Annotated in this window: 24 protein-coding genes; 4 read left to right on the top strand and 20 right to left on the bottom strand. The window is 42.2% G+C overall.

What is annotated here, in order from left to right; all coding sequences use genetic code 11:
• Nucleotides 1-24: 24 nt before the first annotated feature.
• From SP4011_RS02265 to pepA, 3 genes are all read right to left on the bottom strand, one after another.
• Nucleotides 25-468 carry a MarR family winged helix-turn-helix transcriptional regulator gene (locus SP4011_RS02265; protein ID WP_000655205.1) on the bottom strand — a complete coding sequence of 148 codons (444 nt, stop codon included), beginning with the start codon at nt 466-468 and terminating at the stop codon, nt 25-27.
• Nucleotides 469-1044: 576 nt separating this feature from the next.
• Nucleotides 1045-1341: a bacteriocin immunity protein gene (locus tag SP4011_RS02260; protein ID WP_173226078.1), complete on the bottom strand. Its 297-nt coding sequence runs from the start codon at nt 1339-1341 to the stop codon at nt 1045-1047.
• A 19-nt stretch (nt 1342-1360) separates the two neighbouring features.
• Nucleotides 1361-2425: a glutamyl aminopeptidase gene (gene pepA, locus SP4011_RS02255; protein WP_060627141.1), complete on the bottom strand. Its 1065-nt coding sequence runs from the start codon at nt 2423-2425 to the stop codon at nt 1361-1363.
• A gap of 236 nt (nt 2426-2661) precedes the next feature.
• Here pepA and SP4011_RS02250 point away from each other — a divergent pair, with 236 nt between their 5' ends.
• From SP4011_RS02250 to SP4011_RS02235, 4 genes are all read left to right on the top strand, one after another.
• The gene (locus SP4011_RS02250; protein ID WP_338619676.1) at nt 2662-3621 is read left to right on the top strand and encodes an ABC transporter permease; all 960 of its coding nucleotides are present in this window, start codon (nt 2662-2664) and stop codon (nt 3619-3621) included.
• A complete protein-coding gene (locus SP4011_RS02245) occupies nt 3611-4567 on the top strand; it encodes an iron chelate uptake ABC transporter family permease subunit (RefSeq protein ID WP_338619674.1) in 957 nt (318 codons plus the stop codon). The genes SP4011_RS02250 and SP4011_RS02245 overlap by 11 nt, the downstream gene beginning before the upstream one ends.
• Nucleotides 4564-5316, top strand: coding sequence for an ABC transporter ATP-binding protein (locus tag SP4011_RS02240; RefSeq protein WP_261149101.1), 753 nt, complete (start codon nt 4564-4566; stop codon nt 5314-5316). Before SP4011_RS02245 ends, SP4011_RS02240 begins: the two co-directional genes overlap by 4 nt.
• A gap of 95 nt (nt 5317-5411) precedes the next feature.
• Nucleotides 5412-6377 carry a siderophore ABC transporter substrate-binding protein gene (locus SP4011_RS02235; RefSeq protein WP_338619669.1) on the top strand — a complete coding sequence of 322 codons (966 nt, stop codon included), beginning with the start codon at nt 5412-5414 and terminating at the stop codon, nt 6375-6377.
• Nucleotides 6378-6486: 109 nt separating this feature from the next.
• Here SP4011_RS02235 and yidD read toward each other — a convergent pair whose 3' ends face one another.
• The 17 genes from yidD to SP4011_RS02150 form a co-directional block, all read right to left on the bottom strand.
• Entirely contained in the window at nt 6487-6729 is a 243-nt protein-coding gene (yidD, locus tag SP4011_RS02230; RefSeq protein ID WP_000821632.1) for a membrane protein insertion efficiency factor YidD, read from the bottom strand.
• Nucleotides 6729-7451: a pseudouridine synthase gene (locus SP4011_RS02225; protein ID WP_001222228.1), complete on the bottom strand. Its 723-nt coding sequence runs from the start codon at nt 7449-7451 to the stop codon at nt 6729-6731. Before SP4011_RS02225 ends, yidD begins: the two co-directional genes overlap by 1 nt.
• The gene (scpB, locus tag SP4011_RS02220; RefSeq protein ID WP_000105303.1) at nt 7438-8007 is read right to left on the bottom strand and encodes an SMC-Scp complex subunit ScpB; all 570 of its coding nucleotides are present in this window, start codon (nt 8005-8007) and stop codon (nt 7438-7440) included. The genes SP4011_RS02225 and scpB overlap by 14 nt, the downstream gene beginning before the upstream one ends.
• An 18-nt stretch (nt 8008-8025) precedes the next feature.
• Nucleotides 8026-8754, bottom strand: coding sequence for a segregation/condensation protein A (locus SP4011_RS02215; protein WP_173219670.1), 729 nt, complete (start codon nt 8752-8754; stop codon nt 8026-8028).
• Nucleotides 8754-9488, bottom strand: a complete 735-nt coding sequence (xerD, locus tag SP4011_RS02210) for a site-specific tyrosine recombinase XerD (RefSeq protein WP_316043873.1) — start codon at nt 9486-9488, stop codon at nt 8754-8756. Before xerD ends, SP4011_RS02215 begins: the two co-directional genes overlap by 1 nt.
• A complete protein-coding gene (cbpB, locus tag SP4011_RS02205; protein ID WP_004260968.1) occupies nt 9485-9946 on the bottom strand; it encodes a cyclic-di-AMP-binding protein CbpB in 462 nt (153 codons plus the stop codon). Before cbpB ends, xerD begins: the two co-directional genes overlap by 4 nt.
• Entirely contained in the window at nt 9943-10464 is a 522-nt protein-coding gene (locus SP4011_RS02200) for a metallophosphoesterase (RefSeq protein WP_338619660.1), read from the bottom strand. The genes cbpB and SP4011_RS02200 overlap by 4 nt, the downstream gene beginning before the upstream one ends.
• Nucleotides 10440-11411, bottom strand: coding sequence for a nucleoside-triphosphate diphosphatase (locus SP4011_RS02195; RefSeq protein WP_050972308.1), 972 nt, complete (start codon nt 11409-11411; stop codon nt 10440-10442). Before SP4011_RS02195 ends, SP4011_RS02200 begins: the two co-directional genes overlap by 25 nt.
• Nucleotides 11408-12202: a glutamate racemase gene (gene racE, locus SP4011_RS02190; RefSeq protein ID WP_173213163.1), complete on the bottom strand. Its 795-nt coding sequence runs from the start codon at nt 12200-12202 to the stop codon at nt 11408-11410. The genes SP4011_RS02195 and racE overlap by 4 nt, the downstream gene beginning before the upstream one ends.
• A 199-nt stretch (nt 12203-12401) precedes the next feature.
• Nucleotides 12402-12650, bottom strand: coding sequence for a YneF family protein (locus SP4011_RS02185; RefSeq protein WP_000364990.1), 249 nt, complete (start codon nt 12648-12650; stop codon nt 12402-12404).
• Nucleotides 12651-12946: 296 nt separating this feature from the next.
• On the bottom strand, nt 12947-13750 hold the full coding sequence (locus tag SP4011_RS02180) for an ABC transporter ATP-binding protein (protein ID WP_000157661.1): 804 nt from the start codon (nt 13748-13750) through the stop codon (nt 12947-12949).
• Nucleotides 13751-13762: 12 nt separating this feature from the next.
• Complete coding sequence (locus tag SP4011_RS02175; protein WP_338619651.1) at nt 13763-14656, bottom strand: ABC transporter permease; 894 nt, start codon at nt 14654-14656, stop codon at nt 13763-13765.
• 11 nt (nt 14657-14667) lie between these two features.
• Complete coding sequence (locus SP4011_RS02170; protein WP_000869840.1) at nt 14668-15645, bottom strand: ABC transporter substrate-binding protein; 978 nt, start codon at nt 15643-15645, stop codon at nt 14668-14670.
• A 558-nt stretch (nt 15646-16203) separates the two neighbouring features.
• Nucleotides 16204-17130, bottom strand: coding sequence for an ATP-binding cassette domain-containing protein (locus SP4011_RS02165; protein WP_042900321.1), 927 nt, complete (start codon nt 17128-17130; stop codon nt 16204-16206).
• Nucleotides 17131-17140: 10 nt separating this feature from the next.
• Nucleotides 17141-18208, bottom strand: a complete 1068-nt coding sequence (locus SP4011_RS02160; protein WP_000159551.1) for an ABC transporter ATP-binding protein — start codon at nt 18206-18208, stop codon at nt 17141-17143.
• Nucleotides 18209-18216: 8 nt separating this feature from the next.
• Nucleotides 18217-19143: an oligopeptide ABC transporter permease OppC gene (gene oppC / locus SP4011_RS02155; RefSeq protein WP_000103703.1), complete on the bottom strand. Its 927-nt coding sequence runs from the start codon at nt 19141-19143 to the stop codon at nt 18217-18219.
• Entirely contained in the window at nt 19143-20639 is a 1497-nt protein-coding gene (locus SP4011_RS02150) for an ABC transporter permease (RefSeq protein ID WP_077804683.1), read from the bottom strand. The genes oppC and SP4011_RS02150 overlap by 1 nt, the downstream gene beginning before the upstream one ends.
• Nucleotides 20640-20699: the final 60 nt, after the last annotated feature.

Below are 20699 nucleotides of genomic sequence, written 5' to 3'. Positions count from 1 at the left end.
TACAAACAGCTAATTTGATCTATTTTAATCCTCTTTTGCCTTCTCTTTCAGATTCGCCAAAATTCTTTCTTGAAAGGCTTCAAATTGCCGAATTTCTTCCTCTGAAAAACCTTTGTAAAAAATCGTATCCAATTTCTGACTGACACGATGTCCCACTTCTTTCTGGGACTTGCCTAACTCCGTTAAAACTAAATACTTCTTACGCTTGTCTTCCCCACACGGACTAACAATTACAAGCTTTTGTTCCTCTAGCTTTTTTATCATAGTCGTCAGCGTATTATTCGCAAGCCCAGTTGCCAGAGCAATATCTGTCGCAGTTGCGCAGCCAGTTTTACTATTCCATAAAACCGCTAAAATCTTCCCCTGTTCACCCCTATAAAGAGCTTCAGGGTCTTGACTCAGTAACTTTTGAAAAATCCGCCCATTCAACAAACGAATATGATGGGCTAGCAAATGACTATCTTTCATAACACCTCCAATTTATTTCTATGCCGAAATAATTAAACTTATTGTAACACTTGTCCTTTCAACTGTCAACTATTTCGATTTAGAAATAATTTTTGATAATGATTTACACCACCATACTCCTGCTCAACTAACTTTTAACGAAAGTTTCTAAACTCCTTCGTCCTCCAGTCTACAAAAGCCTTCCATCCGTACTGTCCTATATTTTATGATGGGATACGTTTTTCCTATCAGACCATTTATTTTAAAGATAGAAGTAAATCTTAATTGCTTCCATCTGCTATTTTATAGTATATTGAAGTTGGACTAGGGCACTGTATCTTCTAAAACATTGATAGAAAGCGATTTGAATTTCCCAATCAATTTGTTCGTATTTAATTTCACCTTACCCTATCTTTCTCATAGCACCCTTCAAACAGCCTATCCCCTACCGTTTGACGATTCCTCACTTCTCTCCACTTCCATTACAGAAGTTTCTTCACTACTATGGTCTCGGCTAACTTCTCATGATTCCTTGTTACTACTATTTGAACGCTCACGAGATAGATCTTACAAAAAATGCTTTGATCCACAATGGAATCAAAGCATTTTAAAGAACTCCCCGTACATAAGGGCAGAAGCCGCAGTTCCTCTGTACTTAGCCTCTTCTCTTTTGATAAAGCGGGCCAAGTTGAGCAACTCAGGTGCCGGATGTTTGGGATTCTTGAGCAATTCACGATTGACCAGACCTGAGAGACGAACTGCCAGCAATTGCTCATTTGTAGTAGGCAGTTTTTTAGCAGTCTCTAGGAGAGCAGCAACTAAATCTTCACTCAAATCATGTCGAGCATGATTGTAAAGATCTTTTATAAGGCTTTCTAGGTTTGGTTCTACCATCCCTACCACCTCCTTAAGTTTAATAATTTTTAATCAAATCAACCGTTGAACGATCCAATTTTTTCACCAAGGCTTGCAAGAAAGCTTGAGCTTCTAGGAAGTCATCCATAGCGTAGAGGGTTTGGTGAGAATGGATATAACGAGCGCAAACACCGATTGTTGTAGATGGGACACCACCATTTTTCAAATGAGCTGCGCCAGCGTCTGTTCCGCCTTTACCACAGTAGTATTGGTACTTGATACCTGCTTCTTCAGCCGTTGTCAAAAGGAAATCTTTCATTCCTGGGAGAAGCAAGTGACCTGGATCGTAGAAACGAATCAAGGTTCCATCTCCAATCTTGCCTTGACCGCCATAAACATCACCAGCAGGTGAGCAGTCAACTGCTAGGAAAACTTCTGGGTCAAACTTAGTTGTAGATGTATGAGCACCACGAAGACCAACCTCTTCTTGGACATTAGAGCCAAGATAGAGTTCATTTCCCAGTTTTTGACCTGACAGAGCTTCCGCCAACTCGCTAACCATAAGAACACCGTAGCGGTTATCCCAAGCTTTTGAGATGATATTTTTTTCATTGGCTGTCAAGATTGCAGAGCTATCTGGTACGATGGTGTCGCCAGGACGGATGCCAAAGCTTTCTGCCTCAGCTTGATCCACAAAGCCACCATCAAAGACGATATCTGCAATGGCTGGCATGGTTGGTCCACCCTTTCCACGAGTCAAATGTGGAGGGACAGAACCCGAAATCACAGGAATTTCACGACCGTCACGAGTCAGGAGTTTGAAACGTTGGCTGCTGACTACCATAGGATTCCAACCACCAATTTCAACCACACGGAAGGTACCATCTGGCTTAATCTCGCTGACCATAAAACCAACTTCATCCATGTGAGAAGCGACCAAGACGCGAGGCGCATCCGTAGCTTCTGAATGCTTGATACCAAAAATACCACCCAAGCCATCTGTCACCACTTCATCCACGTGCGGTGTCAACTTTTCACGAAGATAAGCACGGACAGGTGCTTCATGACCTGAGATCGCAGCAAGTTCTGTTACTTCTTTAATTTTTGAAAATAATGTTGTCATTTCAGTTCCTTCTTTCTTTCATCCATTTTACCACTTTTTATAGGAGAAGGATAGCGGGAAGGTGGATAGTTTTTTACTCAGTTTTCCTATAAAAAAGAGAGACAGATGTTCTTTCAGGAATTTTTCTTTCTTTTTACATTAAATTGTCAGAAAATTTATTGACAGATTAGAAAAATCGTGTTACAGTAATATCCGCAGGTATCTTTCGGTACCAAATCTACATGAAAGGATGGGGTATGAAACTTTCTCATTATTTAATTGGCTTACTTCTACTCCTAGTCTTTCTCTCTATTAGCATTGGGACCAGTGATTTTTCATGGGGAAAACTCTTTGCACTGGATCATGAAACTTGGCTTCTCTTTCAAGAGTCCCGTCTCCCAAGAACCATCAGCATTCTCCTGACTGCCTCTAGTATGAGCATGGCAGGACTGCTCATGCAGACTATTACTCAAAATCAGTTTGCTGCTCCGAGTACAGTTGGAACCACTGAAGCTGCCAAACTGGGAATGGTGCTGAGCCTCTTTGTCTTTCCGTCAGCTAGTCTTACTCAAAAGATGCTCTTTGCTTTTGTTTCATCCATCGTATTTACCCTCTTCTTCCTAGCCTTTATGACCATTTTTACTATAAAGGAAAGGTGGATGTTGCCTCTGATTGGGATCATCTATAGTGGGATTATTGGTTCTGTGACAGAAGTTATCGCCTACCGTTTCAATCTGGTTCAGAGTATGACAGCTTGGACCCAGGGCTCCTTCTCCATGATTCAGACTCATCAGTATGAGTGGCTCTTCTTAGGCCTCATTATCCTGATAGCCGTTTGGAAATTATCCCAAACCTTTACCATCATGAATTTAGGAAAAGAAACCAGTGAAAGTTTGGGGATTTCCTACTCCCTACTTGAAAAACTAGGTCTCTTTCTGGTGGCGCTAACGACAAGTGTCACCATGATTACCGTGGGTGGCTTACCATTTCTCGGAGTTATCGTTCCCAATCTGGTTCGCAAGCACTATGGAGATAATTTGAGTCAAACCAAACTCATGGTCGTACTGGTTGGTGCCAATCTGGTTTTGGCCTGCGACATTCTCTCTCGAGTTCTAATTCGGCCCTATGAGCTGTCTGTCAGTCTTCTACTAGGAATCATTGGTAGCCTCGTCTTTATCCTACTTCTCTGGAGAGGGGGACGAAAAGATGCAGTTTAAAAGCAAACATACCAAGATCTTCTGCCTTCTCATTATTCTGGCCATCGGAGCTTGTCTCCTCTACTTTTGGCCCATCACCCACTTGTCAGCCTTTGCTTGGAAGTTGCGTTCCCAAAAGATTATCGTTTATCTCTTGGTAGCCATCGCAACTGGGATTTCGACCATTAGTTTTCAAACCCTGACGGAAAATCGCTTCCTGACACCTAGTATTTTAGGAATCCAATCCTTCTACGTCCTACTACAAACTCTACTACTGGTTTTTGAAAGCAAGCTTCTCCAACTTGGTAAGTCTCCTATTTTAGAATTCCTAATCTTACTTCTCGTCCAATCCCTCTTCTTTCTCGCCTTACAAGGCTACTTGAAGACACTGATGAAGCAAGATCTGGTCTTCATCCTGCTGATTTGTCTAGCACTCGGAAGTCTCTTTCGAAATATCAGTACCTTCCTCCAAGTCCTGATGGATCCAAATGAATACGATAAACTGCAAAACAGTCTTTTTGCCTCCTTTCAACATCTCAACACTTCCATCCTAGCCATCGGTTCTCTGATTATCCTTGCTTTGACAATCTTTTTCTTTCGGAAAGCAGTCATTCTGGATGTCTTGCATCTGCAAAGAGAAACGGCTCAGATATTGGGACTCGATGTTGAAAAAGAACAGAAAGAACTCCTCTGGGGCATCGTGCTTTTGACCTCAACGGCCACTGCCTTGGTAGGGCCTATGGCCTTCTTCGGCTTTATGCTGGCTAACCTCACCTACCTGATTGTCAAAGACTATCGGCACAAGTTACTCTTTATCGTAGCCATTCTGGTTGGATTTATTAGCTTAACCTTGGGGCAAGCCTTGATTGAACGAGTCTTTGCACTAGAAATTCGCATCAGTATGATCATCGAGAGTGTGGGTGGCTTCTTATTCTTTATCTTACTTTATAGGAGGGCACGTCGGTGAAACTGAAAAACATTGACAAATCCATTCAAAAACAGGATATTTTGCAAGGCATTTCGCTTGAAGTCAGTCCTCAGAAACTGACAGCCTTTATTGGTCCAAATGGTGCTGGAAAATCAACTCTCCTCTCCATCATGAGCAGACTGACCAAGAAAGATCAGGGAATTCTCAGTATCAAAGGCCGTGAAATCGAGAGTTGGAATTCGCAAGAACTGGCTCAAGAACTAACCATCCTAAAGCAGAAAATCAATTACCAAGCCAAATTGACGGTGGAAGAACTGGTCAGTTTTGGACGTTTTCCCTACAGCCGAGGTCGACTGAGACCAGAAGATTGGGAAAAAATCCGAGAAACTCTGGACTATCTGGAACTAACCAACTTAAAAGACCGCTACATCGACAGCCTGTCTGGGGGACAACTCCAGCGAGTCTTTATCGCTATGGTACTGGCCCAGGATACAGACTTTATCTTGCTGGACGAACCACTCAACAATCTCGACATCAAACAAAGCGTTAGCATGATGCAGATTCTTCGGAGACTGGTGGAAGAACTAGGGAAAACCATTATCATCGTCCTTCACGATATCAACATGGCCAGTCAGTATGCAGATGAAATTGTCGCCTTCAAAGACGGTCAAGTCTTTAGCAAGGGAAGAACAGATCAAATCATGCAGGCTGACCTGCTCAGTCAACTTTATGAGATTCCCATCACGCTGGCTGACATCAATGGCAAAAAGATCTGTATCTATAGCTAATAACATAGAAGTTCAAGTTAGAGAACCTTCAGTCTCTTAGTCAATAAAACCTAGAGACTCCCTAAATCGTTATCACATTTTAAAAAGGAGAAATTATGAAAACATCCCTTAAACTTTATCTCACTGCCCTAGCGGCCAGCTTCTTGCTCCTACTTGGTGCATGTAGTACAAACTCAAGCACTAGTAAGACGGAGTCAAGTAGCTCTGCTCCAACAGAGGTAACCATTAAAAGTTCACTAGGTGTAGTCACACTTTCAAAAGTCCCTGAAAAGATTGTGACCTTTGACCTCGGTGCTGCGGATACTATTCGCGCTTTAGGTTTTGAAAAGAATATCGTCGGAATGCCTACAAAAACTGTTCCGACTTATCTAAAAGATCTAGCTGGAAAAGTTAAAAATGTTGGTTCTATGGTTGAGCCAGACCTAGAAGCCCTTGCTGCTCTTGAACCAGACCTAATTATCGCTTCACCACGTACCCAAAAATTCGTAGATAAGTTCAACGAAATCGCTCCGACTGTTCTCTTCCAAGCAGGCAAAGATGACTACTGGACTTCTACCAAGACTAATATCGAATCCCTAGCAAGCGCCTTTGGTGAAACTGGTACACAGAAAGCCAAGGAAGAATTGGACAAGCTAGACAAGAGCATCCAAGAAGTCGCAACTAAAAACGAAAGTTCTGACAAAAAAGCCCTTGCTATCCTCCTCAATGAAGGAAAAATGGCTGCCTTTGGTGCCCAATCTCGTTTCTCTTTCTTGTATCAAACCTTGAAATTCAAGCCAACTGACACTAAATTCGAAGACTCACGCCACGGACAAGAAGTCAGCTTTGAAAGTGTCAAAGAAATCAACCCTGACATCCTCTTTGTCATCAACCGTACCCTTGCCATCGGTGGTGACAACTCAAGCAACGATGGCGTCCTAGAAAATGCCCTCATCGCTGAAACACCTGCCGCTAAAAATGGAAAGATCATCCAACTAACACCAGATCTCTGGTATCTAAGCGGAGGCGGACTTGAATCAACAAAACTCATGATTGAAGACGCACAAAAAGCCTTGAAATAAGCTGCTTTAAACTCAATCACATCTTTACATGATAAAACGCATCCTATCAAGCTCACTCAAACCTGATAGGATGCGTTTTTATCATTTTATTAAAACCTTTTGCCCAACCTCATTCCCCTTCTTGATTCCGTTTGAGTGAAAAGTGATCTGGGACGGGGTCCTTACCTGTTTTCGACCAGGGATGGCAACGTAAAATCCGAGACAAGCCCATCAAAACACCCTTGAAGCCATGTTTTTCAATAGCCTGAATCATATAGTTTGAACAGGTAGGCTCAAAGCGACAAGAGGGTGGAAAGGCTGGTGAGATAAAACGTTGGTAAAAGCGCACAGGCGCGATTAAAATTCGTTTCATTATTTCTTGGTTACAGCCATGGTGTGTAGTTGGCTGATTTCTTTTTTATTAAGACGGCGGGATTCTCCCGGACGAAGACCTGTCAAGTCTAGGTGTCCGAAACGAGTCCGTGACAACTTGTCCACTTGGAGACCGACAGCTTCAAACATCTTTTTAACCTGGTGGTTACGCCCTTCATGGATGGTCAACTGCACCACAGAGCGGTTTTTAACTGGGTCCACTTTGAGAATCTCATAGACAGCCGGCTTGGTTTTCTTGCCATCAATCTCAAGTCCACGGGTTAAGGGGCGGAGATTATCCTTATTGGCCACACCTTTAACACGCGCGACATAAACCTTGTCAATCTCATTACGAGGGTGAATCATCTCATCCGTAAAATCCCCATCATTAGTCAAAATCAAAACTCCTGATGTATCCCAATCCAAACGACCTACAGGGTAGATGCGCTCCTTCACGTTAGGCAAGAGGTCGACAACAGTCTTACGCCCCTTGTCATCTGTCACACTGGAAATGACACCGCGTGGTTTGTTAAGCAGATAGTAGACCTTTTCTTCGTTGTAGATAGGCTGGCCTTCAACTTCGACCTTGTCGCCTGACTTGATGGTCGTTGCTAGTTCACGTACCACTTGGCCGTTAACCGTCACCAAACCTTGCTTGATCAGCTCTTCTGCTTTTCTCCTACTGGCCACACCTGCGTGGGCAATATACTTATTGATTCTCATCTTCTTCTATCCTTTCACCAAATAATTGGCTTTCTTGGGCTTGAATCTCAAGCTCATCAATCACTGGTAATTCTTCTAAATGGTTTATCCCCATGTAATCTAGGAAATAATCTGTAGTCACATAGAGGTTGGGACGACCCAACACTTCTTTTTTCCCGTCTTCTCGTATCAAGTCAAAGGCCTGCAACTTTGCCAAAGCCCCACTCGAGTTGACCCCACGGATGGCATCAATCTCTATCCGTGTGATGGGCTGTTTGTAGGCAATAATGGACAAGGTCTCAAGGGCAGCCCGAGATAAACTCTGGTTGATAGGTGCCTTAGAGTATTCCTTCAAAATCTCTGCAAATTGAGGCTTGGTCACCAATCTATAAGCGCCCCCTGTCTCAATCAGAGCCAAACTGGAATCTGGGTCCTTTTCATACTTCTGGGCTAATTTTTCTAAACTCTGTTGGATGCCTGTCGGTGGCAGAGAGAGAAGTTCAGCTAACTGGCGGACTCTAATCCCATCTTCACCCGCTACAAACAAGAGCGCTTCTATTTTTGCTAAAGTACTCATCTTTCCTCTCTATCAAGTCTAGCTTTGGGCCACTTGACTTTCTTCCTTCTTTTCCATGAGATAAATATCTCCGAAACTTTCCTCTTGCACGAGGATCAGCTCCTGGGTTTTGATTAACTCTAGGGTTGCCAAAAAGAGGGTAATGACCTCTTGGAGATTCTGGGCTTCCTTAAACAAATCCTGCAAGCGCAACTGGTCTCGTCCAGTCAAGGACTCTTTCACGATAATCATCATGTCCTCAATCTTATACTCATCCCGCAAGATGGTCGTGTGGTTCTGAGTAAACTCCTCTTTTTTCTTGGCTAGGATATTTGAAAAAGCCAAAAAGAGGTCAATGGTCGTCTTGTCATGCACAAGCTCCGCATCTTCGTAAATCAACTCTGTCGGTGCTTTGGAATAGTACTGGGCCCGTTCTTGGTGCTTGGCTTCCAAGCGCTCCCCTAAGAGCTTGAATTTGCGGTATTCTTCGATTTGAGAGAGAAGATCCTGCTCTAGGTCATCCTCCAAGTCTGTCACTTCTGCTACCTTTGGAAGTAGTTTGCGACTCTTGATCAGCATGAGCTGACTGGCCATGACCATGTACTCCCCCGTCACTTCCAGACGCATGGCCTGCAGGGTTGAGACATAGGCTAGATACTGTTCGATGACTTCTGTGATAGGCACATCGTAGATATCCATCTGGTACTTAGAAACCAGGTGCAAGAGCAAGTCCAGAGGCCCTTCAAAATCTTTTAGTTTAATATCCATTATCTATATTTTTCTAAAGTCAGGACTGTTTTTAATCCTAATTTTTTTGCAATTTCGTACAAATCGACCTTGTTTTCTATTTGTCGTAGAATGAACTGTTCCCGCAAGGCTTGGGCTGATAAGGCCGGAAAACCTTTCTCCTTGACAAAGGATTCTAGCTGACGAAAGGCCCACTGACGAGAATAGGCTTTCCCTCCCCTTTCAAAGAGATAAGTCTGCCCCATCAAGGGTTCTAATTCTGAAAGCAAGGTCGTGGGAATGGTGACAATCCTCTGTTGGGAAGCCTTCTTGATTCGCAACACCTGAAAATCCAGATTGATATCTGCAACCTTGATGGCTAAAATCTCACTGGGCAAGAGCCCCATTTCCAAAATCAGGAGAGCCAGTAAGCGGCCCTCTGGATAGTCGCTTTCCTGCCAAAAAGAGTCTAAGTCTAACAGTTCTGGCTTTTCGGTCTTCTTTTCAGCTTGTTTAGCTAATTCCAAGCGGTAAAAGCTATCCACTTCTCCTTTTTGATAGAGAAAGTAGAGAAATTGGTTACAGGTCGAAGTCTTTCGCTTCTGAGCGCTGATTTTTAGATTGACTAGCTGGGCTTGGTAAATCTTGAGACTGGTCTCAGAAATCCGCTCGCCTACAATGTCTAAAAATTGCTCCAAATCATACCTATAGGACTGCTTGGAATTGGCAGACAGACCCTGCTTTTCCTCTAAAAAGTCTGAAATCCTGTCTTTTATTTGCATCGAATCTCATATTCCTTACTAAAGTCATGCAAGAGGGCATTGACTGCCTTGAGGATAGACTTGCGCGTGATAATTCCTTGGAAAATACCAGACGCATCCACAACCGGCAAGAAGGACTCATCTACCAGCTTGTGCAAGACCTCCGTAATGGTAAAATCAGGCGAGACGACCGCTACGTCCGTTCTCGTCATATGAACGATATCCGTATCTGCCATGATTTCTTGACTCAAATCATGCTCCATCTGATAAGCCATAATATCTCTGAGCCCAATCGTCCCAACAAACTGTTTTTCATCTGTCACAACGGGAACACGGGTATAGGTCATCTGACTGAGCAAGAGGGTTGCATGATCCGCATTGTGAGTATCAATCAACACGGCTAGATTTTCAGCAGGGGTCAAAAAAGTTTCCTCCTGCCCCAACAAGAAAGTCTCAAACTCCTTGGCAATCATCGGCTAAACTCCTTGGACAAGCCCGGATACACCTCATGGACTCGTGTCAAAAAGTCCACTTTGAAATAACTATCATCAATCTCCACACGAGCATAAAGACATTCTCTGATGGTCCCACGTGGTTGACTGATGGAACCTGGATTTAGAAAGAGGGTCTTGCCTTCCATCCAAGCGCTTGGCACATGCAAGTGACCATAAAGGCAGATATCGGCCTCTTCTTCCTGAGCCCAGTAGTCCAGCTTTTGAAAGTTGAAATTGATGTCAAACAAGTGACCATGGGTTTGGATAATCTTGATCGAACCAAGCTCAGTCACCAAACGTTCTGGGTAGCCGGCGTAGAAGTCCATGTTCCCTTTAACAACACGGATGCCCTCCCAAAGTGGAGAATCAGGACGCAGTTCAGAATCGCCATTATGAAAAACGGCATCGACTTTGCCCACATAGCGATCACGGATTTCTTCCACAATCAAGCTATCGCCATGAGAATCGCTCATTACAATGATGGTTTGCTTTGCCATGATGGAAATACCTCCAAAAGTTTCTTAACGGCTAAGGCACGGTGAGATTGACTATTTTTTTCTTCGAGGGTTAATTCAGCTGATGACTTGCCTGTCTCTCCTACAAGGAAGAGAGGATCATAGCCGAAGCCATTTTCACCCTTAGGTTCAAAGTTAATGTAGCCAGGCCAGTCTGCTTCAACAACCAAACTTTCCTTGTTTGGACTGGCTACGACTAGGGTTGTATGGAATTGAGCCGAGCGGTCCTTGAGTTCAAAGACCATGGCCAATTCGTGCAAGAGTTTGGCATTGTTTTCACGGTCAGTAGCTCCCACTCCTGCGAAACGAGCTGACCAGACACCTGGCAAGCCACCAAGGACATCGACTTTGAGACCTGAGTCATCTGCCAAAACCATCTTGCCCGTTAATTGAGAAATAGTTTCTGCCTTGAGACGGGCATTTTCTTCAAAGGTCATGCCTGTTTCAGCTACTTCAGGTAAGTCAGGATAGTCATTAAGATTTTCCACATCGTAGCCTAGCTTGTCAAAGATAGCTCGGAATTCCTTGGTCTTGCCCTCGTTTCGAGTCGCAATCAATAAGGTTTCTCTGACCTTGTTTGTCTCAAAGAAAGCTTCTACATCAACACCTTCTTTAGGCAATTCTACATGCAGGAGTTGCCCATTTTCAACTAAGAGAAAAGCCCCCTGACGTTGGATGACTTCCACATTTCGTCCCATTTCTTGGTTGAGGATATCTACCACAAAAGACAATAAACGGTAGAGAGAACCATAGCGTAAAACAGTAACAGAAACAGGAAAACCTCGATCCTCATCTCGAAATCTTTGGGCAAACTCCAATAGAGGAAAATCCAAGTCATCATCCGTCAACGTCCGGACGCCACCAAAAATACCATAGGACCCGACATACCAGTCCTGTTCATCCTTATATTCATAAATTTTATTTGTCATAATTCTACATGCTCCACATGAATCTCTTTTTCCAGCCATTCTTCACCAATTTGTGCAAAACTTTGGCTGCTGGCTGTTGTGTAAAAACGGTGATGGAGTGATCCGGCATCACGACCACGATTGATTTCAAAATAATTGAGTAGGACTGAGATGTCCCGTACACACTCTGCCCCACTATCGATGAGCTGAACCTTGGGCCCCATGACATTTTGAATAATAGGTCTGAGCAGTGGATAATGGGTACAACCCAAAATCAGGCTATCCACCTTGCCAACCAAGGGACGCAGGGTTTCATAGACCACTTTCTTGGTGACACTGGTTGACAGGGCACCAGACTCCACCAAGGGAGCAAACTTGGGACAGGCCAAACTCTCCACCTGTAAGTCCGGATCCAGATCATGGATTTTCTGACGGTAGATGTCTGATTGTACCGTCATGGGTGTTCCAATCACTCCGATTTTCCCACCTTGGCTGGACTTGATGGCTGCTGAAGCTCCTGGCAAAATCACACCTAGGACAGGAATATCTAGTTGAGCCTTAATTTCTTCCCAGACGACGGCAGTCGCAGTATTACAAGCAATGACAATCATTTTGACATCCTTGGTCAAGAGAAAGTTGACCAACTGCCAAGTATATTCACGAATTTGCTCAGCAGGACGGGGACCATAGGGCGCCCGCGCCGAATCTCCAATATAGACGATTTCTTCATGGGGAAGTTGGCGCATGAGCTCGCGCACAACGGTCAAGCCCCCGACACCCGAATCCAAAAAACCAATTGGTCGATTATCCATACAGTCTTCTTTCTAGTCTTTTTTCTGATTGATAGCTCATTATGATTACTTGTCTCTATGAATAAATGACAGCCTAAGCAACAACTATCTCTCTTAATCATAATCAAATATCAATAGAATGCAAGGAAAAAGTCTCATCCCTAAACCCTTAGCCAACATAGTGAGAAGTCTGGAATTTTCATCCCAGACTTTTCCTTATTTATTTTTTCTTTTTATTGTTAGCAAGGGCTGCCTTTTGTTGGCGGATGATTTGGTGGTAAACTTGTTGTACCTTAGCTTCGCTTGGTTTTTGACCATTTGCACTCAAAAGAGTACGAACTGCTTCAGCATTCAAACGTGGGTTGTCAGCGAATTCTTTTTCAATTTGCTTACGAACCAAGTACATTCCTCCAAGAGCTCCTCCTAGAAAAGCTAGCACAATCAATACAATTGCTAAAAGTAAATCCATCATTTTTCTCCTATTTCTTTTTGAGTCCCTTTCATTATACCACAAACTAGCCACCCTGACCAGTTTGTTCTACACTTTCAGGGATGGAATAAACAGCAAAAAGAACCCTGCTTTTCTGCGAAAGAGAGTTCCTTACTGAGTTTATACTCAATGAAAATCAAATAGCAAACTAGGAAGCTAGCCGCATGCTGCTCAAAACACTGTTTTGAGGTTGCAGATAGAGCTGACGTGGTTTGAAGAGATTTTGCAAAACGCAAGAAATAAAAGACTGAGACACTAGATCTCAGCCTTTTTCTTTATCCCAAAACCAATTCATCACTGACCAAACTTTGGCCACTATTTTTCTGGAAGAGATGCATGAGGTCTTCAACTGTCAGATGTTTTTTCTCTTCTCCTTTGACATCTACCACTATCTTGCCTTGATAGAGCATAATGAGACGATTACCATACTCAATCGCATGATTCATATCGTGGGTAATCATCAAAGTCGTCAACTGATGGTGCTCCACAATCTTTTGCGTCAAGTCCATCACCATTTGACTAGTTTTTGGGTCAAGGGCCGCAGTATGTTCATCCAAAAGCAAAAGTTTGGGTTTCACTAGAGCTGCCATGACTAGGGTCAAGGCCTGTCTTTGCCCTCCTGAAAGGTATTGAGTATCTACTTTTAAGCGGTTTTCAAGGCCAATATTCAACTCTTTCAAGGCCTCTTGGAACTGGATTCTGTCCTTCTCCTTCACGCCCCAACCAAGCCCTCTCTTCTGCCCGCGTCTCAAGGCAATAGCCATATTCTCCTCAATCGTCAAACGAGAAGCTGTTCCCATCTTAGGATCTTGAAAAACACGGGCGATATCCTTGGCTCTCTTCCTTACACTCAGATTTTTAATGGATTTGCCTGCCAGTAGAAGGTCCCCTTCGTCCACCGATAGATTGCCAGCCAAGATATTCATCAAAGTGGATTTCCCTGCTCCATTTCCACCAATCACAGAGATAAAATCTCCCTCTTCAACCTCTAAATCTAATCCTTTGAGGACATGGTTCTCATTGACCGTCCCTGCTTCAAATGTTTTGTGAATATTTTCAAGTGTTAACAAACTTGCCATAACTTTCTCCTCCTATTCATTTCTCAATTTCAAACCACGAATCTTTAATCTCTTTTGCAACTCTGGTGCAAATAGAACCAAGGCTAACAAGATTGCATTAAAGAGACGAACCAAATTTTGATCTAGATTTGGAATTTCATAGATATTTAAAATAATCAAACGGTAAACAATAGCACCGATTCCGATGGATAACAAGCGACCTCCAATGGTCAAGTCGTGTATCAATACTTCTGCAATAATGACTGCACTCAAGCCAACAACGATGGTTCCTGTCCCAGAAGTCACATCTGAAAATCCATCATTTTGGGCAAACAAGGAACCACATAGGGCAATCAAGCCGTTTGAAATCATGTAACCAACAATCTTCATGGTGTCTACATTGACCCCATTGGCCTCACTCATCGGAATATTGTCCCCAGTTGAGCGCAAGACCAAGCCAATCTCTGTTTTCATCAAAAGAGTCAAGACCAAACAAACAAGTAAGAGACAGGCTAAACTGAATGAGAAAACGGCTTCTTCAGTTGTCAGCCCTAAGCTCGCCAATTGTTTAAAGACAGTTGAAGAATCTCCCAAGGAAAGATTGGGCACACTTCCCATGATTTTAATATTGATCGAATAAAGCCCTGTCAAGGTCACAATCCCTGTCAAGAGAGCTGGAATTTTCATCTTGGTATGGAGCATTCCTGATACTAGACCTGCTACCATACCTGCAAACAAAGCAAGTAAAGTCGCAATCCAAGGATTTGTCCCTGCCTGTATCTGTGATACAACGACTGCTGCCCCCAGAGGAAAGGCTCCCTCAGCAGTCATATCCGCAATATCCAAAATACGGAAAGTCAAGTAGACCCCAATAGCCATAATCGACCATAGCAAACCTTCTGATAAACTAGATAATACAAAATTCATCTTAAACCTCCTTATTCCTTGCCTTCTAGCTTACTAATATCAATTCCCAATGCATCTGCCATTTCTTGATTGGTATGCAATTCCAGCTTTTCAGGCAACTCAACTGCTATATTTTCTGGCTTCTCACCTTTTAAGACACGAACTAGCATTCTTGCTGTCTGACGTCCCAATTCTTCATAATTGGTTCCGTAGTTATACAAACCACCAACCGCAACCATTTCTGTTGAACCACCAAATACTGGAACCTTGTGTTTAATAGAAACCTGCTTAACTGTTTCCATGGTTGATGAAATGATATTATCCGTTGGTACAAAAACCATATCCACCTCTGCCATCAAGCTTTCTGCAGCAGCCTTGACGTTGTTACTGTCCAAGATTGTTTTTTCAACAACGGTAAAGCCTTTTTCTTCCAGAAGGCGCTTAGCTTCATCCTTTTGGACAACTGAGTTTGGCTCGCTCTGAGTATAGAGAATTCCAATCGTTTTAGCCTTTGGTAGGACTTTCTTTATTAAGTTGATTTGGGTTGAAATAGCATCTGATGACTGGTCACTTGTCCCAGTTACATTGCCCCCAGGATGCTCTCTTGACTCAACCAACTTGGCACTGACAGGGTCTGTTACAGCTGAAAAGATAACCGGTGTCGTTTGTGTTGTATTAGCCAAGCTCTGAGCAGAAGGCGTTGCGATAGCTAGAACGACATCACTAGATTCTGCTAGTTGCTGGGAAATCGTTTTTAGATTTCGTTGTTCTCCCTGTGCATTTTGCAAATCAATCTCGATATTTTTCCCTTCAACATAGCCTTGCTTGGCCAGCTCATCCACAAAACCTTCTCTAGTAGCGTCCAAAGATTGATGAGTAATAAATTGCGAAATACCGATACGAAATACATCTTTCTTCTTATCTGCCTTCAACTGATGCAAACTAATCAGAGAGGTCAAGAGAATCCCCACTACCAAGAGAGGGGCTAGTAATTTTCGAACAACTTTCATAATGAAACTCCTTCTCAGAAAAGATAATACTCAATGAAAATCAAAGAGCAAACTAGGAAACTAGCCGCAGGCTGTACTTGAGTACGGCAAGGCGACGTTGACGTGGTTTGAAGAGATTTTCGAAGAGTATAAAACAAAAAACCGCCTAGATAATACCTAAACGGATGCTTGAAATAATCTAACAAGTTATAACTTAGCTAGTCCATTTAGATATTCATCTATATGGACCACAATCAAAAATCTTAGCCACATAGATACAAACAAATTGCTTGAACTGTTTGCATCCATGGTGACATGTCTACAAACACTATCTAAAGTAGCTAAAGTAAAAGTTTTGATTCATCGTTACAGCTTGTTTCTTATTCATTTCTTTTTCTGCTTTCTTTTTTGATGTTTCCTATCTTACCACCTTTTTCATCAGCTGTCAAGAATATTTCAGAATTTTTTAAAATTTTTCGAAAATTCTTTCAAGCCGCTTTCAAAGTTTTTTCAAATCAGTCCAACAAAAAAAGGTTTATAATTTCCATAAAAGTTGACATGGAAATTATAAAACCATTATTAGTTTAATCCTTGTTGATAACGTGCCAATTCGGCTTGGTTCGCCCAAACATAATGACCTGGACGGATTTCAACCATAGAAGGTTTGTCAGTCTCATAGTCGTGTTGACTTGGGTCGTAAACCTTCAAGACCTTCTTACGTTCCAAGATTGGATCTGGAATTGGTACCGCTGAAAGCAAGGCTTGAGTATATGGGTGAATTGGATTGTTAAACAATTCTTCTGTTTCTGCAACCTCTACAATAACACCCTTATAAATAACTGCGATACGATCTGAAATAAAGCGAACGACCGACAAATCATGGGCGATGAAGAGATAAGTCAAACCGAGTTCTTTTTGGAATTTTTTGAGCAGGTTCAAGACTTGGGCACGTACAGAAACGTCCAAGGCTGAAATTGGCTCATCCGCAATAACAAAGTCTGGTTGCATGACCAAGGCACGGGCAATACCGATACGTTGACGTTGACCACCTGAGAACTCATGAGGGTAACGAGTCAAGTGCTCAGCAAGAAGACCCACTTCACGGATAATATTTTTAACTTTCTCTTTACGTTCTTCTTCATCCTTAAACAGATGATGATTGTAAAGACCTTCAGAAATAATATAATCAACAGTCGCACGTTCATTCAAACTTGCTGCAGGGTCTTGGAAAATCATCTGGATACGACGAATCAATTCCGCAGCTTGTTCACGCGATTTCTTACCATTAATCTTTTGACCCTCAAAAATAATATCACCATTACTTGTATCATTGAGACCGATTATCGCACGACCAATAGTTGTTTTCCCACTACCTGACTCACCAACAAGCGAGAACGTTTCTCCCTTGTTGATAAAGAAGTTAGCATTTTTAACCGCGACAAACTTCTTACTTCCTTCACCGAAGGAAATTTCTAAATCTTTGATTTCTACTAATTTTTCAGACATTTCCTTCCTCCTAGTCTTCCAGATGGGCAAATCCCATTTTTTCACGGATCTTATCGTGGAGATTTGCAATCACAGCTGGTTTTTCTACTTTTGGAGCATCCTCATGAAGAAGCCAAGTTTTAGCCCAATGTGTCTCTGATACTGAGAATTGAGGAGCTTTTTGTTCGAAGTCAATCTGCATTGCATAGTCAGAACGCAAGGCAAAGGCATCCCCTTTCAGGTCAGTATAAAGTGACGGAGGTGTTCCTGGGATTGAGTAAAGATCCCCTTTATCATCAGCAAGCTGAGGCAAGCTAGACAAGAGACTCCATGTATATGGATGGCGAGGGTCATAGAAGACTTCCTCAACAGTTCCATACTCAACGATTTCTCCTGCATACATAACCGCTACCTTATCCGCAATACTTGCTACCACACCAAGGTCGTGGGTAATAAAGATTGTTGTGAAATGGTACTCGTTTTGTAATGATTTGAGCAAATCAATAATCTGTGCTTGGATAGTCACATCCAAGGCAGTCGTTGGCTCATCACAGATTAAGACATCAGGTCGGCAGGCAAGGGCAATAGCAATTACGATACGTTGACGCATCCCTCCAGAATATTGGAATGGGTATTCATCAAAACGTCTATCTGCGTCTGGAATCCCAACCTTATTCATGTAGTCAATGGCCAATTCTTTCGCTTCTTTAGCTGTTTTTCCTTGGTGTTTTACAATAACTTCTGTAATCTGACTACCAATTGTTTTAATTGGGTCCAAACTAGTCATTGGGTCCTGGAAGATAGTCGCAATCTTAGCACCACGAATTTGTTCCCAATCCTTGTGAGAAGATAAGGCTGTCAAATCCTGACCACGGTAGTCAATACTACCCTGAGCAATGCGACCATTTTCTTCAAGCATACCTGTGAAAGTCTTTGTCAAAACAGATTTCCCTGATCCTGACTCACCTACCAAGGCTAATACTTCTCCTTCAACTAGTTCAAGGGAAACGCCACGAATGGCTGTTAATACTTTGTCACGAACGTCAAATTCCACGACAATATCGCGAGCAGTCAAAATTACATTTTTTTCTTTTGTCATTTCTACTCCTATCTATGTGTACGTGGATCACTAGCATCCGCTAAGTTTTGACCAACTACGAAAAGAGATAAGGATACCAAGACAAGGGTTGTCAATGGAATCCAGAACAAGTAAGCATTGGTTGTTACGTTTTGTGAATAATCCGAAATCAAACGACCCAAACTTGGCACTGTAATCGGTAATCCAAGACCGAAGAAAGACAAGAAGGCTTCGTATGAGATAAAGCTTGGAAGCATTTGAGTCATGGTTGTCACAATAACAGATACCAATTGAGGCATGATATTTTTGGCAACAATCTTCAAGGTTGGTGTTCCCAAAGTACGTGACGCCAAGTTGTATTCCAAATCACGATAACGCAAGATTTGCACACGAATCATGAAGGCAATCCCGATCCATGTTGTTACACTCATAGCAAAAATCAGATTCCAGAATCCAGCTCCGATTGAGTAAGTCAAGACAATAACAATCAAAAGAGATGGGATGTTTGAGATGACGTTATAAACTTCCATCATCACACGGTCTACTGATTTTGAAATACCCCAAATACCACCGACAAAGACACCGATAACCAAGTTAATCACTGTCGCAATCACAGAAATGAGGATGGAGTTACGAGCTCCGAACCAGACACCGTCAAAAAGAGATTTACCGTTACTGTCTGTACCGAACCAATGCTCAGCATTTGGCTTGATATAACGAGCACTAAAGTCGTTTACCTTGCTGACATCATTGAAATCAAACTTAGAAAACATTGGGTAGATGAAACTCATCAAAATGATGGCTACCAAGATTCCCAACATGACTACAGTTGATTTTTTCTTCATAAATTGTCTAAACACTGATTTCCAGTAAGAATATGCTGGCGCATCAATAGTTTCAGAGGCAAAATCGTCACGTTTTACAAACTGAAATTTTTCTTTATCGATTGTAGACATTATTTGCCTCCTTTCTCAGTCAATTTAATACGTGGGTCAATAATGGTCATCCAAATATCTCCCAAAAGAAGTGAGAAGATAGAAATACATGTAAAGATGAAGACAAGACCAACGACCATAGAGTTATTAGATGCTTTTACAGAGTCAATCAACATTTTACCCATACCTGGGAAGGCAAAGACTGTTTCAGTAAGGGTTGCACCACCGATAACCCCAATAACAGCACCAGGAATTCCTGAAACCAGCGGAACCATGGCATTTTTAAAGATGTGTTTGTTTGAAATTTCTTTTTCAGACAAACCTTTTGCACGAGCGAAACGAACAAAGTCTTGTGATTGCAAGTCAATCATGTAACGACGAATCCAAATAGCTGTACCCGGAGCACCCAACAAACCAAGGATAACTGCTGGTAAAACATACGAACGCCAATCTCCAGCACCCAAGATAGGGAATGAATCTGGCAAACCGATTGAAGAACCAGCCAAACGAACGATATAAACCAAGGCAATTGTTGGAAGAGCCATCAAGAAGGTCAAAGCCCCTGTTGAAAAGCTATCAATCCAAGTATTCTTGAAGCGAGCCATAGCTGAACCAAGTGGCACGGCAATCGCATAAGAAATCACCAAACCGATCAATCCTACAACAGCAGAGCTGGCAATCATTGAAGGATATTGGTAGTTACTTTCAGTCGCTGTATAAGGATCATCTTTCCCATAGCTAGCTACTTCACGAGAGTCAGCCTGACTAGGTGACTTGTAGGTTCTTGAGTAAATATTTACAGAAGACGTTTTCTTACCTGTTGGGAACTGAACTTGGGCAGTTTTGGTTTGTCCTTGACCTTGAGTAATAACCTGAAGAACTGGTGTATTAGCATAGGTTGGATAGGAGTCACCTAAATTAATATTCACAAAATTTTGATGCACAAATGGGAACTGACTGTTGAAGTACAAGAGATATTTATGTTTAGTGCCTGAACCGACCAATGACCATCCGATAGCTGGATCATTTTCGAAACGAAGGTAGCGTTTCAAGTCTGGATTTTCAGGGTCTTGAATTTTATTTGTATGATCAATATCAATCAAGTTAGCATAGAAGTGAAAAACACGTTCAAAAATTGGAATTTCACGAGTAGCATAGAATTGACCACTTTCAGTAAATTCTCCCAAAGTCCAACCATGACCTAATTGATTGATGTACTTTTCATAAATAGCTTTATTGGTCGCATTTGCCTCTACTGTTACAGAAGAATCCATGCTACTTGCCTTTTCTTGCAACTCTTTAGTATCGTAATACTCAATGTAGCCCATACGCTCAAACACAGTGTTTTCATAGTTATCACGTTTATCAGCCGTTGTCGCAATTTTATTATAGTTAGGATCCTGCTTGAAAATCAATTTTCGAGGAACCAAGGTATAGATAATCGTGTAGGTCAAAGTCGTCACTAAGAAAATCGAAACCAATGACCGCAAAACACGCATAAAAATATATTTTTTCATATTATTTCCTTTAAAAATCCCAAAAGAACCTTCTCCTCATGGAGAGAAAGTTCTATTAGA

This window comes from Streptococcus parapneumoniae, from assembly GCF_037076355.1.
Taxonomy (GTDB): Bacteria; Bacillota; Bacilli; order Lactobacillales; family Streptococcaceae; genus Streptococcus; species Streptococcus parapneumoniae.
Note: the sequence above shows the minus strand (reverse complement) of the source record. Positions and strands in the feature narration are given on the sequence as shown.

Coding starts and splice junctions, on each gene's coding strand:
- SP4011_RS02265 (WP_000655205.1), bottom strand. CDS start 468: ATGAAAGATAGTCATTTGCTAGCCCATCATATTCGTTTGTTGAATGGG.
- SP4011_RS02260 (WP_173226078.1), bottom strand. CDS start 1,341: ATGGTAGAACCAAACCTAGAAAGCCTTATAAAAGATCTTTACAATCAT.
- pepA (WP_060627141.1), bottom strand. CDS start 2,425: ATGACAACATTATTTTCAAAAATTAAAGAAGTAACAGAACTTGCTGCG.
- SP4011_RS02250 (WP_338619676.1), top strand. CDS start 2,662: ATGAAACTTTCTCATTATTTAATTGGCTTACTTCTACTCCTAGTCTTT.
- SP4011_RS02245 (WP_338619674.1), top strand. CDS start 3,611: ATGCAGTTTAAAAGCAAACATACCAAGATCTTCTGCCTTCTCATTATT.
- SP4011_RS02235 (WP_338619669.1), top strand. CDS start 5,412: ATGAAAACATCCCTTAAACTTTATCTCACTGCCCTAGCGGCCAGCTTC.
- yidD (WP_000821632.1), bottom strand. CDS start 6,729: ATGAAACGAATTTTAATCGCGCCTGTGCGCTTTTACCAACGTTTTATC.
- SP4011_RS02225 (WP_001222228.1), bottom strand. CDS start 7,451: ATGAGAATCAATAAGTATATTGCCCACGCAGGTGTGGCCAGTAGGAGA.
- scpB (WP_000105303.1), bottom strand. CDS start 8,007: ATGAGTACTTTAGCAAAAATAGAAGCGCTCTTGTTTGTAGCGGGTGAA.
- SP4011_RS02215 (WP_173219670.1), bottom strand. CDS start 8,754: ATGGATATTAAACTAAAAGATTTTGAAGGGCCTCTGGACTTGCTCTTG.
- cbpB (WP_004260968.1), bottom strand. CDS start 9,946: ATGATTGCCAAGGAGTTTGAGACTTTCTTGTTGGGGCAGGAGGAAACT.
- SP4011_RS02200 (WP_338619660.1), bottom strand. CDS start 10,464: ATGGCAAAGCAAACCATCATTGTAATGAGCGATTCTCATGGCGATAGC.
- SP4011_RS02195 (WP_050972308.1), bottom strand. CDS start 11,411: ATGACAAATAAAATTTATGAATATAAGGATGAACAGGACTGGTATGTC.
- racE (WP_173213163.1), bottom strand. CDS start 12,202: ATGGATAATCGACCAATTGGTTTTTTGGATTCGGGTGTCGGGGGCTTG.
- SP4011_RS02185 (WP_000364990.1), bottom strand. CDS start 12,650: ATGGATTTACTTTTAGCAATTGTATTGATTGTGCTAGCTTTTCTAGGA.
- SP4011_RS02180 (WP_000157661.1), bottom strand. CDS start 13,750: ATGGCAAGTTTGTTAACACTTGAAAATATTCACAAAACATTTGAAGCA.
- SP4011_RS02175 (WP_338619651.1), bottom strand. CDS start 14,656: ATGAATTTTGTATTATCTAGTTTATCAGAAGGTTTGCTATGGTCGATT.
- SP4011_RS02170 (WP_000869840.1), bottom strand. CDS start 15,645: ATGAAAGTTGTTCGAAAATTACTAGCCCCTCTCTTGGTAGTGGGGATT.
- SP4011_RS02165 (WP_042900321.1), bottom strand. CDS start 17,130: ATGTCTGAAAAATTAGTAGAAATCAAAGATTTAGAAATTTCCTTCGGT.
- SP4011_RS02160 (WP_000159551.1), bottom strand. CDS start 18,208: ATGACAAAAGAAAAAAATGTAATTTTGACTGCTCGCGATATTGTCGTG.
- oppC (WP_000103703.1), bottom strand. CDS start 19,143: ATGTCTACAATCGATAAAGAAAAATTTCAGTTTGTAAAACGTGACGAT.
- SP4011_RS02150 (WP_077804683.1), bottom strand. CDS start 20,639: ATGAAAAAATATATTTTTATGCGTGTTTTGCGGTCATTGGTTTCGATT.